Origin of the sequence: Pseudocitrobacter corydidari (genome assembly GCF_021172065.1) — a bacterium.
Taxonomy (GTDB): domain Bacteria; phylum Pseudomonadota; class Gammaproteobacteria; order Enterobacterales; family Enterobacteriaceae; genus Pseudocitrobacter; species Pseudocitrobacter corydidari.
In genome coordinates, this window is sequence record NZ_CP087880.1 from 1,892,833 (window position 1) to 1,905,035 (window position 12,203).

General features: G+C 48.7%; 12 protein-coding genes and 2 pseudogenes. 5 read left to right on the forward strand and 9 right to left on the reverse strand.

Features of this window, described 5'->3' with window-relative positions:
• Positions 1-106: 106 nt before the first annotated feature.
• The 4 genes from G163CM_RS08820 to G163CM_RS08835 form a co-directional block, all read right to left on the reverse strand.
• Positions 107-913 (reverse strand): PhzF family phenazine biosynthesis protein, encoded by an 807-nt coding sequence (locus tag G163CM_RS08820; RefSeq protein ID WP_231828350.1) that lies wholly within the window; start codon positions 911-913, stop codon positions 107-109.
• Positions 900-1,541: a helix-turn-helix transcriptional regulator gene (locus tag G163CM_RS08825; protein WP_231827744.1), complete on the reverse strand. Its 642-nt coding sequence runs from the start codon at positions 1,539-1,541 to the stop codon at positions 900-902. The genes G163CM_RS08820 and G163CM_RS08825 overlap by 14 nt, the downstream gene beginning before the upstream one ends.
• On the reverse strand, positions 1,526-1,903 hold the full coding sequence (locus G163CM_RS08830; RefSeq protein WP_231827745.1) for a RidA family protein: 378 nt from the start codon (positions 1,901-1,903) through the stop codon (positions 1,526-1,528). The genes G163CM_RS08825 and G163CM_RS08830 overlap by 16 nt, the downstream gene beginning before the upstream one ends.
• A gap of 112 nt (positions 1,904-2,015) precedes the next feature.
• Positions 2,016-2,714 (reverse strand): RluA family pseudouridine synthase, encoded by a 699-nt coding sequence (locus G163CM_RS08835; protein ID WP_231827746.1) that lies wholly within the window; start codon positions 2,712-2,714, stop codon positions 2,016-2,018.
• A gap of 216 nt (positions 2,715-2,930) precedes the next feature.
• On the opposite strand from G163CM_RS08835, the gene G163CM_RS08840 reads away from it, so the two are divergent.
• The gene (locus G163CM_RS08840) at positions 2,931-3,413 is read left to right on the forward strand and encodes a glutathione peroxidase (RefSeq protein WP_231827747.1); all 483 of its coding nucleotides are present in this window, start codon (positions 2,931-2,933) and stop codon (positions 3,411-3,413) included.
• Positions 3,414-3,664: 251 nt separating this feature from the next.
• Positions 3,665-4,192: a hypothetical protein gene (locus G163CM_RS08845; protein WP_231827748.1), complete on the forward strand. Its 528-nt coding sequence runs from the start codon at positions 3,665-3,667 to the stop codon at positions 4,190-4,192.
• A 397-nt stretch (positions 4,193-4,589) separates the two neighbouring features.
• Here the strand turns inward: G163CM_RS08845 and G163CM_RS08850 are convergent.
• A pseudogene (locus G163CM_RS08850) lies at positions 4,590-4,916 on the reverse strand (GNAT family N-acetyltransferase); the annotation flags it as partial.
• 74 nt (positions 4,917-4,990) lie between these two features.
• A pseudogene (locus G163CM_RS08855) lies at positions 4,991-5,107 on the reverse strand (glutamine amidotransferase); the annotation flags it as partial.
• A gap of 57 nt (positions 5,108-5,164) precedes the next feature.
• Between G163CM_RS08855 and G163CM_RS08860 the strand changes: the two are divergent.
• Positions 5,165-5,614 (forward strand): nuclear transport factor 2 family protein, encoded by a 450-nt coding sequence (locus G163CM_RS08860; protein WP_231827749.1) that lies wholly within the window; start codon positions 5,165-5,167, stop codon positions 5,612-5,614.
• A 736-nt stretch (positions 5,615-6,350) separates the two neighbouring features.
• Here G163CM_RS08860 and G163CM_RS08865 read toward each other — a convergent pair.
• From G163CM_RS08865 to G163CM_RS08875, 3 genes are all read right to left on the reverse strand, one after another.
• Positions 6,351-7,112: an energy transducer TonB gene (locus tag G163CM_RS08865; protein WP_231827750.1), complete on the reverse strand. Its 762-nt coding sequence runs from the start codon at positions 7,110-7,112 to the stop codon at positions 6,351-6,353.
• Positions 7,113-7,124: 12 nt separating this feature from the next.
• Positions 7,125-9,521 (reverse strand): TonB-dependent receptor domain-containing protein, encoded by a 2,397-nt coding sequence (locus tag G163CM_RS08870; RefSeq protein WP_231827751.1) that lies wholly within the window; start codon positions 9,519-9,521, stop codon positions 7,125-7,127.
• Between the two features lie 473 nt (positions 9,522-9,994).
• Positions 9,995-10,930: a LysR family transcriptional regulator gene (locus G163CM_RS08875; RefSeq protein ID WP_231827752.1), complete on the reverse strand. Its 936-nt coding sequence runs from the start codon at positions 10,928-10,930 to the stop codon at positions 9,995-9,997.
• A gap of 99 nt (positions 10,931-11,029) precedes the next feature.
• Here G163CM_RS08875 and G163CM_RS08880 point away from each other — a divergent pair, with 99 nt between their 5' ends.
• Both G163CM_RS08880 and G163CM_RS08885 read left to right on the forward strand, forming a co-directional pair.
• Positions 11,030-11,464: a DMT family transporter gene (locus G163CM_RS08880; RefSeq protein WP_231827753.1), complete on the forward strand. Its 435-nt coding sequence runs from the start codon at positions 11,030-11,032 to the stop codon at positions 11,462-11,464.
• Positions 11,465-11,473: 9 nt separating this feature from the next.
• Positions 11,474-11,965, forward strand: coding sequence for a DMT family transporter (locus tag G163CM_RS08885; RefSeq protein ID WP_231827754.1), 492 nt, complete (start codon positions 11,474-11,476; stop codon positions 11,963-11,965).
• Positions 11,966-12,203 lie beyond the last annotated feature (238 nt).

Here is a 12,203-nt window from a genome sequence, read left to right on the forward strand (position 1 = left end):
ACCCGAGATCAGAACTGGCTCAAACTTCCCCAGACATAGGCAACGTACAAAAGCACAATGATGGCCGTGCCAAGCGCGACCACATAGCGAGGCTCTTTATGCTTCATCACAGGCTGAAGGTTCCTTCAATCATCATGCGTGCCGCGCCGTAAAGTTCGACGCGTCCATCGTCGCGCACGACACAGCGCAGCGTGCCTTTACGCGCCCCACCCTGCTGGGCAGATAACGTATTTTTGCCCAGACGCTCCGCCCAGAACGGCGCGAGGAACGTATGCGCGGAGCCCGTCACTGGGTCTTCATTAACGCCAACCTGCGGGCCAAACCAGCGCGAGACAAAATCAAATTTATCGTCGGCAGCGGTGACGATCACGCCGCGCGTATCAAAAACATTGAGCGCGTTAAAGTCTGGCGACAGGCCGTCAATCATCGTTTTGTCATCGACCAGCACGATTAAATCAGCCGCTTTCCAGACGCCAACGACGCCGTGGGTAATGCCGAGCGCTTCCAGTAATCCTGCAGGGATATCAATGGCTTGCGCCTTTTGCGCCGGGAAATCCATGCAATATTCATCACCGTGCCGGGAGACGCTCAACTCGCCGCTGCGTGTCTGGAAGCGAATCGTTTTGCCGGAATAGCCCAGCTTATTGAACAACACCCAGGAGGCCGCGAGCGTCGCATGACCGCAAAGATCCACTTCTACCGCAGGCGTACACCAACGCAGATGATAGCCATCGTCCGTCGGCACAAAAAACGCCGTTTCCGACAGGTTATTTTCACGGGCAATGGCCTGTAGCGTGTCGTCGCTCAACCATTCCTTCAGCGGACACACGCCCGCCGGGTTACCGCCGAAGGGTTCGGCGGTAAATGCATCAACCTGATAAAATGGGATGTTGTGTGTATTATTGTTTTTCATCATTTTTTTCCAGATAGTTATAGATGGTGTAACGCGACACGCCGAGCGTATGCGCGATATGCCCGACGCTGCCTTTAACCTTAAAGAAGCCCATTTTTTGCAATTCCGCGACCACGCGTTTGCGAAACTGAATTTTGTTTTCTGACCCCGTCTGGCGAAATTTAGCAATGACATCATCAAAGGATTGCGCCGGGATTTTGTCGTTAAGGTCTTCTTCGTCCCGATCCGACGTGGGGGGTAACAACGAATCCAGGGTGCGTTTCAGATCATTCACCACGCTTAAGTCAACGTTGATGCAAAAAGCCACGCGCGGAACGCCATCTTCACTGTAATAAATGGTCGACGCGCTGCTGAGTACTTTGCCCGAGGTTGTGGTGGTTTTGTAATTGTTGAACACCCGGGAAGGCACACGCTGGGATGGCTCCAGTAGCCCCAGAAAACCCACATCATCATTTGGCCCGGAGAGTAAAGGATCGCCCGGTTTTCGCCCGCTGACATGGCCATTAACAATACTGATTACAGAGCACTCAGGCTGCGTCAAATCGTGTAGGACGGCTTCCGTATTTGCCGCAAGCGTTGTGCGCATGGCATCCATAGACGCCATCAAAACATTCAGGAGGTTAGACATGGTTCAATCGCCTGTACTTCAATTTCAACATCCAGCCCAAACGCGAGGCGGCTGGTCACTACCGAACGGGAAGGAAATCCGTTCGAAAATCGACTGCGCCAGGCCGTATTAAACTCAGCGAAATTATCCATGTCGCTGAGCCACACCTGTGCGCGGACAATGTCATTCAACGTCGCCCCGGCAAGTGCCAACGTCTGTTCGATAGAATCGAGAATACGCTGCGTTTGTTCGCTGACCGAACCCGGTAAAGGCTCACCGTTTTGCGTCATGGAGACCTGGCCTGAAAGGAAGAGGAAACCGTTGGCTTTCACCATATCCGAGAACGGAAACGGCTTGCTGGTGGGGAATCGTTGAAGCGTCATAATGCAATGCCCATAGCTGATGTATGGGCACATCATAGCATCGCGATTTAAAAATTAAACACTTTTATAAAAATAAACAAATGTTGAATTTATACATCCCCTCTCTGCCGAGCTAGAACGCGCTGGGGTTGCAGGCATGGGTTGGCTTCTGGCTAACCGGGTGAATAAAATGCAATTCGCTCGCATGGAGCATTAATCGGGACACCGTTTCCGTGCCCGGCAGAAGCTGCCCGCCGTAAAGATCGCAGCCTAAAATGGGATACCCCAAATACTGGCAATGAATACGTAACTGGTGGGTACGCCCGGTCTCGGGGATAAGTTCGACGCGGGTCACGGGTATCGCCGCGCCCTCTCCCGGCGTGTGATAAATACGTTCAAGCACCCGATATCGAGAACGCGCAGGCTTGCCCTCGCAGGCGTTGATTGACATCAGAGGAAACAGCGCGGGATCTTTAGCAATAGCAGCATCAATCACGCCTTCATCATCTTGCAGATGCCCGCAAAGCAGCGCCGTGTAAACCTTGCTCACCGAACGCTGGCTGAACTGCTGACACAGCGCCGCATTGATAGCTTTGTTACCCGCCACGAGCATTAATCCGGAAGTGCCGAAATCGAGACGATGGACCAGCGTACAACCCGGAAACTGCTGCACCAGACGGTAATGCACCGAATCTCTATTTTGCGGGTTTTTGCCTGAGAGACTGAGCAGACCGGAAGGTTTGTTGATCAGAAGCAGATGTTCATCCTGATAGAGAATCTCTACATCGTCATGGCATGGAGGAGCAATAAAAGTGTCGATAAGGGTAGACATGACGCGGCCTGGCATGGAAGTGGGTGGAGATGATAGCGGAATTTAAGATGAGGAGCGAATGCCTGTGGCGGTTTGGTTGGGATGATGTCCCCACGAGCGCTGAACCGATGAACGGTGGACGATGTTTTTAGACTCTGTAAAAATGATTCACACACAATTGCGCCATACTCAATAGCCATGTCTATGCCACACGGATTCTGCGCTGAGGATATCAAGATGCCCGATTTTCACCAACTCACCGCCACCAGTCTGCAGGGGCAGAACAACGCAATGGCCGACTACCTCGGTCAACTGGTCCTGGTAGTGAATACCGCCAGCCATTGTGGCTTCACACCACAATATGCAGGCCTTGAAACACTTTATAAGAAATATGCCGCCCAGGGTTTCGTTGTGCTGGGTTTCCCCTGTAACCAGTTCGGTAAACAGGAACCCGGCAATGCCGATGACATCGCGCAGGCCTGTCACATTAATTACGGCGTAAGCTTCCCGATGTTCGAAAAAGTGGACGTCAACGGTAGCGCCGCGCATCCGATATTCCGTTATCTGAAAACCGAATTACCCGGTGTGCTGGGCGGACGAATTAAGTGGAATTTTACGAAGTTCCTGATAGGGCGCGATGGCAAGCCAATCAAGCGTTTTGCGCCCTTCACTACCCCAGAGAAAATGGAGGATGCGATCGTTGCTGCGCTTAAGATCTGAGGTCGTCGGTAGCGTTTCATCCATCGGGTTAGAACTCGCTCTGTAAACCGGGGGCGTGTGAGGTTAAGCTGGCTGCTTGCTGATTGCGGATGGTGAGGAATTTTGGGGATGTCTGCTTTGTGCCAGAAGCGGACGTTGGCTTGTAGCGTCTCTTTTCTGTGATGCTCGCCAAGAGTAGCGGAGCTATAAAAAAACACTCTATCCGGTATAATCTCTTTCATGTTTTCTTTTCGGTATCTAACACCATGAGCATGTCAGCATTACAACCGCAGATAGTTAAAGCAATGAAACCAAAACATGGAAAGGATTGGATGTTAGTCCGTGGAGACACGGTTTTCGTCCGCTTTTTAGCTCAAAATGATGATGGTACTTCTTTTGAAGTGCAGACACCAACGAGGCCCGAAGAGAGAATTCGCACTGGGGGTGGTTTGACTGTCGGATACAAGCTGCCAGTAAACCAGAAGCTCCTTTTTTCGGTCGCTGAGACGTTAGCCCAAGAAAATCATCTTCAACCTGAGAAAAAAGTAGACCGCTTTCAGAATAATTGCATCTCCATGTTTTCCATTACTATAGATCAAGGCAAAACTATACAAGATGAAGTCAACGAGGAATGGGTCACTCGCTTCTTTGAACTCTACGATGCTCATGGAATTTCGACGAATATTATCGAACCTAGCATGGTCGATATTTATTCTGACCTATGTGTTGAGGATGGCGAAGACGTTTATCTGAGTGATGGTATGTACATGCGCCCAGACGGGACAACTTACGAACGTTGATAATGTAGGTGCGAAAGCATAAATCAATTCCCGGTTGATAGCTGGGATATCAATTAACCATATCCGATAATTAGTCCAAGTAGCCCGACATTTCAGGCGACTGCTCGTATTCATGACCACCCTATGAGTTAGTTCGCCGCCACGCTCTGGACTTATTTCTCTGCTTTCAGACGATTTACTATCTCCTTCTCTCTTCATAAATAGACAAAAGTCCGCTCCTCGCTCACAGCAGACCTTATGGCCTGTCCACCCGCGACTGAAAGGGAGACTTTCGGTCACCAGAAATGCCAGAAGCCGTGCCGTTTATTGATCTTACTCGCTAAGTATGAAACAGAGAGATAGCCGAAACACGTCAGCCCCCCTATCCATATTCAAAAGAATAAGGAGTCAGGGATGCTCATGTGATTTTTCGGATAAACTGTTGCTCCGTAATGGTATTCCCCCACTGGTCGCCTTCCCATTCTTTCGACAATTTAAATCCAAATGATTCATACAATCGTATTGCCCCTGTCAGTTTATTAAATATCCATAGCTGTACCGAAGAGAACCTTTGCTCAACACAAAATGCCATCGCCTCTGCAATGAGTGTTCTACCCAGTCCACTGCTACGACATCCATCGTCGAGGATGAACCAACGCAGATGCGCGTCATTGTTTCCCAGTTCCTCACCGTCAATGGCGACTGAGCCGACTATTCTGTCGTTCACCATTGCCAACCAAATCTGGTAATCTTTTACTCCCTTTCAGTGTCCCTTACTCATGACTGTTACCGGGTTCTGGCTTCATTTTAGGGGCGCACTCATGCACAGCGCGCTTCAGGTTTATCAAGGAAGATGAATAAAACCGCATTCATTTCACTGTAATTATGTGCCCGTAGTTTCTTCACTGTATCGACAAAACGGTAATCACCAGGTCTTTAACCTTCTTGTGGAATTTGTTATATAAATATTATCAATTATCATTGCGAGGTTTTATGTTAAAAAAATCATTACTCATGCTAGCGTTCTTGTGCATCGCCAAAACCAGTTTTGCTGCTGTACCGCCGGAAGCACAGCAAAACAAAGAAAATGTACTGAAGTTTTATCATTACGCGTTAAATGATAAAAATTTTGCTGCTGCAAAACCATTTCTTGGCGAGCAATACAAACAGCATAACCCGACTGCGAAAGATGGTATTGATGGTTTTAGGGAATTCATCGCATTCCTGAAAAAGAAATACCCTGACTCCCACAGTGAAATCAAACGTGTGCTGGTTGATGGAGATTATGTGGTTCTGCATGTCGCCGTTACCAGGCGTCAGCCGAACGTAACGCAAGCAATTATCGACATCTTCCGTCTCGATAAACAACATAAAATCGTTGAGCACTGGGATGTTATCCAGACCGTGCCGGAAACATCTGCTAACAGCAACGGTATGTTCTAACGATAAGTGTATTTATGTGTTTTATCTTTGAACTGATCTGACAGTGACAGGTTATTTATACAGGTCTCTGTCAGATTACATCTTGTTTAAGTTTTTCCCTATACTGCTCATGCGCACTTCTCTATAAACCATAATAAATGTCTCTGCGGTGTTGTTAACCCCGTGGTGACTCAAATGGGCACTTCAAACATACCGGGCTGTTTCAGACCATGTAACCTTCAACAAAACATGGAGAGAATATTTATTTTATTGCATCGTGATAGGCAATTAATAATTTTTTTGATCGTCTGCATTTTCTCTCATATACGATGATTTCGAACTCCCTGGAGCGTCCATGCAGACCCGCTACCCGGTATAGCTTCCAGTAAAAACTGTGTTCCAGATGCCACGGCAGATATACGCAGCAAATAATTATTACAAAAATAAAAATTATTAATATCATAACAAAACTGTCATCTTTATAGATATCATATTAATTCACTGGAGGCAGTGAGATATTCCTCATTGAGAACGATGTACATTGATTCGTGTGTAATCAGTTCCCGGAAGCCACATACATCACCATAAAAAAAGGCCAGAACATGAAGAAAGCGCACCACAACAGTAATCGCCCTGCAAGGCATTCACCACGAAAATAACCCAGTCGACGATGCAACTCTGAGCAGATAAAACCACAAGAGATAAACAAAATAATAAACATCAGACATTGTGGAGTCATGATAAGCGATAGCCTCTATTATGGGTGAACTGTAAAAATAATGGATACGTTCATACTTCGCGGCACGTCAGCAGGCGGCGGCAAGTGCAGACTTCCTTGGCTGACTGCACTTATTGCCGCAGCATCGAGCAACGAATAACCGGATGACTTGTGTAGCGACACAGCGTAAATCTCGCCGTTATCCCCGATCCTGAAAGACACTATGCTTCTCCCTTCTGCCTCGCGGGTATTTGGCGGGTACTGTTTATGGCTCTCGATACTTGTCAGCAAGCGCGACAAATAACTGCTCTTACTCACCGGTGCCCCACTTGACGAACCTGCCATTGGTGACGGACTACGGGCACCTTCAAGAGCGTTAACAGGATCCGATGCCTGTGTAGGTTTCCCCTGTGTCCGGTCAACCTGAGATTTCTGTTTCTTTTCCACCTTTTTCCGGCGGGCTTTGCGGGGTTTCGGTTTCTGCTTCGGTTTTATCACTTCTTTACGCGGCGAAGGTGGAATATATTCCTCTTTAATCAGTGCGTTATTATTAATAAGGCGCGGTGTAACCATTTCAGCAGAGTCTGTCTCGCTCACCTCTTCTGCAGGCACGTTGGCGAGAAACATCTGGATGGAAATAACCGTCTTTTCACCCTCGCTATGAGACTGCGTCATTGTAGGGAGATGACGAATCAGGAATAGCGAGAGCAACAGGCCGTGGATTACCGTCGAGACGACGAGCGCAATGAGGGTACGGTTGTATAAATTCTTCATAGGGAAAACGGCGTTGACAAGCAGCACCGTATACTCCTCTTAGAATTTCGTTCTGACGGTGAAACGCCAGGTGCGTCCAGGCTCTGGGATCCAGATAATAGCGCCAGGGGCAATCGCGTACTGATTCGTCAGGTTATCGATGCCAGCCTGTACAGTAACGTTTTGATTTACCTGGTAGTTAGCATAAATATCGACAAACTTGTTGGCATCAGCATTTTCCATGATCTGCTGCGCCGCGGTTCCTGCTAACCAGTTTTCAGGATTATTCTTGCTGCTGTTGTAACGGTAGCGCGCCCCCACATCCAGTGACTTATCATCAAAGAAACGATAGCCAGCTCTCAGTACCAGGTTGTCCTTCGGCTGTATGCGTGAGGTAATTCCCCCATAGGAGAATCCGGTGGTATTACAGGCAGGTTGACGAACACCAAGAAAAACAGAAAGTGATTCGGCGCATACTTCCTGCTTGTCATAATGAGTCCAGCTTCCAGATGTGTAGAATTTCCCCGAGTCATAGTCTGCCGACAACTCAATACCCTTGGTGGTGTATTTGTCATAGTTAACGAAGGCATACATGTCATTGGTTGGTATGGCCGCAGGTGCAATATAGTTCCGGTTTTTATTATAGAAACGCGAAACACGCAGGAGCATCCTATCACCGTCAGCCAGCACGCCATTGAAACGACTGGTTGCACCAATCTCAATATTCTGCGTATTTTCGGGCTTAACTTCCGACTGTCCTGTGGCGCTGGCGCTGTTCATCGTGCCCCCCTGACTTATCTGCTCATAAGCACTTGGCGCACGACTAACATTGGAATAACTGGTGTAGACGTCGATGTCCGGGGTTAAGTGAAATGTGAGACTGCTGGTAAAGTCAGGACGCGGGCTATAGTGGAAGTCCTTTTTACTGATCCCTTTAACTACGCTAGTGGGCGTGTAGGGGTGAGCCGGGTTATCATAGTTTGTCTGGGTATATGCAATCTGACGGTTACTGTGCAGGTCTACAACAGTCTTGCGCAGGCCAACTGCTACAGTGACCCAGCTTGTCGGATCAATGCTGAGATTGGTGAAAATACTGTTGCTGCGGCGATTACCGTCAATGTTGGTTGAACCTGCACTACGCTGAGTTTTCCGTGGGCTGATGAGCTGCTGTTCCAGCGCAAATCCATATTCCGCTTTAAAATCCCCCACCACCGGCAGCGCCGGGAAGAGTGACGTGTTGCTGGCATTGATACCAATACGGCGGTCGCGTAGCGAGTTCCAGTATTGATCACCTGCCGTACCGTACCCCAGGAATCCATTATGCTGTTCAGTCTGTAACTCAGTGTAGAAAAATGTCGACTTCAGGTTGAGCCAGTTGTAGGTGGGCGATTTGTAGTTATGGGTGGCACTAAACGTATCGAGAATGGCAGTACCTAATGTCCACTGCGGCTGGGTATCATCACCATTCACCGTTTGGCTTTTGGTCAGATAGGCCGAAAGGATCTCTCCTGCCTTCTGGTGATGATGGCGGTACGTCAGCAATAACTTGTTATCAGGCGAGAAATCAGCCGATATTTTAGCAAGGAAAGAGGCATTTTCACTGCTTGTATTGGCTACTTCCTGGCCCGGGCGAGTGACCTGGTCAAACTGATTTCCTTTGTCATAACGAGCGGCGTTATTTTTTCCGGCAAAATAGTTACCCGTACTACGTTCGGTGTAGGCCAGCAATACGCTGCCATAGTCATTTTTTCCCGCCATCGCCAGCGAATAAAAGCCATTACGGAAATGTGTTGCTTTTTGTTCTCGCTGCAAATGATAGTTTAGCTGTTCCGATGAATTACCAAACTCATGCGGCATTCTGTTATTGTTATACGTTCCAAGATTAAAATTAATCCCGAAGCTATCACCCTGTGGAATAACATCGTTGGCATTTATTGTGCGTAATTCCACACGCCCGCCCGTCGCTCCGGCAGTATCAGCGCCAATTACCGGGCCTTTATCGACTTGCACGCTGCGAACTAAATCCATATCGATATAAGTACGATCAGAGCTCCCCTGATAACCGCGCTCAGTCATGGTTGACTGTACGGAATCATCAATTACAACAGGCACACGACCATTACCTTGCATTCCGCGGATACCTGGATCCAGCGCCCCCGCCTCGTTGGCCGGGTTATTCATTTGCACGCCCGTCATATCATTGAAGATATCGGAGTTACGTGTCCCACGGTATCGCTCTACTTCATCTTTACCTAAGTAGGTGGAAGATACCGGAGAGCGATAACTTTCAATTAACGCGTCGCTATCCTCATCATAGCTACTGGTACCTAAAACGTTAATTTCTCCGAGCGAGAAGTTTTCATTATCGGCAGCGCTATCAGCACCTTTTCCTGTGAGTGGGAAACACAATGCTAATAAGACGAGCGTATTTAACCGAAGATGCGCCTTTCTTTTCATGAAAATAATTACCCTGCTATCAAATAATCCCTGAACACCCACATTTGATTTTTAAAAAATTAATAATTAAGCAATAGGACTCCATCAGCATAAAATGCTGATAAAATACATGTTTATAGTATATAAGATCGAGTTAATGATAATGAGATCTATTATCAATTGCAAGAAAGTTGTTATGCGCTATAAGCGACGAGTTAAAAAATCCGCTAACACTCATCATTTTCTTTTACGTAACTTGCAGAATTACAAATAGATTATTTTATTTGGGCATCTAAAATCTTGCAGGAATTACGGGCAAACAATATGGATAACCGATGGCAGGAACGCATCGCGCATTGAGTGTGCTTGCTGGCCGCACTATGTGACGTTAAAGATGGTTATAACAGGCGAATGGATCCCGTAAGATCACGTAGTCGTTAGCGACCTTCAATGCGTCAGAGCCGTTTTCAAGACGAGTAATATAGTCCGATATCTTATTCAGACTGCCAGTAAAGCGGGGAACCGAACACGTCAATGTAGTAATCGATAATTGCCCGAACGTTTAGTGGAGGATGGCGGGCATTCGGATAGATTGCCGCGATGTGCTGCGGCTCCGTTTTTATCGACGTGTCCAGTTCCGGCAGCAGCCCGACAAGCTCGCCGCTCTTCAGCCGGTCGCCAATCAGCCAGTCAGGAAACAGCACAATCCCCATTCCGCCGAGTGCGGCAATCAGCAGCGATTCCGCATTATTGGATGACATCAGGGGCGAGACGGGATAGTGCACCCACTCCTCTGAGTGCCTGCGCAACAGCCAGCGGTTTGGCCCTGAAGAGCCGCGATAGACCAGGCATTTATGACGTGCGAGCTCTTCAGGTGATTCAGGCATACCGTGCTGGCGAATGTAATCCGCTGACGCGGCAAGATGATAGAACTGTGGGCCAAACACACGCGCATGAAATGAGGAATCCGTCAGCGTGCCAATCCGGAAAATCACGTCAGCCGGATCCCGGTGCGGATCGATATAATCATCAGTCAGCGTAAGCTCAATGCTGAGCCTCGGATATCGCTCCGTCAGGCCGGGCAACGCAGGTGCTACATGGCGCTGTCCAAAGAACACAGGAGCGTTTATGCGGACCAACCCGGAAGGCTCAAGCGTTCTCTCGTTGAGTTCCCGCCGCGCCTCCTCCAGGCTGCCCGTCATGGCCCGCGCATAGCGGATAAAAAGATGACCGCTTTCCGTCGGGATGATCGCCCGGGGATTGCGGTAAAAGAGTTGCTGCCCGAGCGCATCCTCCATCTGATGGATAACGCGCGATACCTGAGAGGCAGATATCCCTTCCCGCCGTGCCACCACAGAGAAATTCTGCGTTTCATAAACATCTATAAAAATCAGCAGTGCGCGAATACTGATGTTCCCAGGCTCATTCATTAATGCATATCCTGCACAGGTATTTATCTCATTATGGCATTTTTCTCATCCATATTAAGCCGTAATCTTCTCCGCCTGGACAACCGGAGACTGATTGCTATGCAACTGATATTGATTTTTATCGTTATTGCCGGAGGCATGGGACTGTCCGTAGAGGCAGGATTGCTCGGGCCACTTGGCGGGGAGGTCGGAGACCTTTGGGCCACCTTCAGCGTATTTGGCGTGGGCGCAGCGTTGACCTTCCTGCTGATGCTTTTTTTCAGCCCGCGTAACAGCCCGTCATTCTTTGCGCAACCCTCGTGGCAGCTCCTCGGCGGCGTGCTTGGGCCGATCTATGTCATCATCCTGATCGTGGCAACACCGGCCATCGGCATCGCCATGACGATGATCGGCATACTGGCAGGCCAGGTTTTCAAGAGCCTGATTATTGACCACTTCGGCCTGTTCGGTACGCCGCACAGGGAAATTGACAGAAAACGTATCATCGCGCTGATTTTCATCATTGCAGCACTGGTTATGGTTGCACAGGGGTAAGGTAACATTATGACTATTATTATGATTCTTCTCGCCGTCGCCGGGGGGGCCATGCTGAGTATCCAGGCGGCTATCAACGGTCAACTGGGCAGCAAGATCGGCGTATTCAAAAGCGCGTTCCTGACATTTTCGATCGGTGCGTTGGTGACGGGGCTGCTGATCTTTTTTTTCGAACCCAAACACGCCCTGACCCTGATGGACGTGCCTAAATGGCAACTGCTGGGCGCAATGTTTGGCGTGCCGTATATCGTCATTATGGTACTGGCTGTCCAGCGCATTGGCGCTGCGGTTGCCACGGTCGCCGTCATTTTTGGCCAGATGACCATGAGTATGCTGATCGATAATTTCGGCTGGCTGGGTAATGCGTCGATTCCGTTCTCGATGAGCCGACTCGGGGCCATCATCTGCCTGGGTATCGCGCTGTACTTCATTTACTCCAGCAGCAAGTCAAAAGCCGCAGCGGCGAAAAAGCCCCTGCAACAGGTAGCCGCTGACAAATAAGCTCAGTCAGTTCAGATGTCCGGGACAGGGCCCTCTCCTCACTCGTAGAGGCCCCTCGTTCCTTAAGACAGTCCGCTTCGTGCCAGAAGCGGACGTTATTAACTGAACGTAGATTTAATTTTAGGCGTAGATCAATAGCCTCTTTTTCCACAAAACATAATGCTTAAACCATTTTTAAACGGGAGGTAAATCAAAGTAGAATGCTGGTAAACGCTCAGTTACGCGGTGCGTGACAAAT

Bases quoted from the DNA above. Each gene is read 5' to 3' on its own strand.
- G163CM_RS08820 (WP_231828350.1), bottom strand. From the start codon at position 913: ATGAAAAACAATAATACACACAACATCCCATTTTATCAGGTTGATGCA.
- G163CM_RS08825 (WP_231827744.1), bottom strand. From the start codon at position 1,541: ATGTCTAACCTCCTGAATGTTTTGATGGCGTCTATGGATGCCATGCGC.
- G163CM_RS08830 (WP_231827745.1), bottom strand. From the start codon at position 1,903: ATGACGCTTCAACGATTCCCCACCAGCAAGCCGTTTCCGTTCTCGGAT.
- G163CM_RS08835 (WP_231827746.1), bottom strand. From the start codon at position 2,714: ATGTCTACCCTTATCGACACTTTTATTGCTCCTCCATGCCATGACGAT.
- G163CM_RS08840 (WP_231827747.1), top strand. From the start codon at position 2,931: ATGCCCGATTTTCACCAACTCACCGCCACCAGTCTGCAGGGGCAGAAC.
- G163CM_RS08845 (WP_231827748.1), top strand. From the start codon at position 3,665: ATGTCAGCATTACAACCGCAGATAGTTAAAGCAATGAAACCAAAACAT.
- G163CM_RS08860 (WP_231827749.1), top strand. From the start codon at position 5,165: ATGTTAAAAAAATCATTACTCATGCTAGCGTTCTTGTGCATCGCCAAA.
- G163CM_RS08870 (WP_231827751.1), bottom strand. From the start codon at position 9,521: ATGAAAAGAAAGGCGCATCTTCGGTTAAATACGCTCGTCTTATTAGCA.
- G163CM_RS08875 (WP_231827752.1), bottom strand. From the start codon at position 10,930: ATGAATGAGCCTGGGAACATCAGTATTCGCGCACTGCTGATTTTTATA.
- G163CM_RS08880 (WP_231827753.1), top strand. From the start codon at position 11,030: ATGCAACTGATATTGATTTTTATCGTTATTGCCGGAGGCATGGGACTG.
- G163CM_RS08885 (WP_231827754.1), top strand. From the start codon at position 11,474: ATGACTATTATTATGATTCTTCTCGCCGTCGCCGGGGGGGCCATGCTG.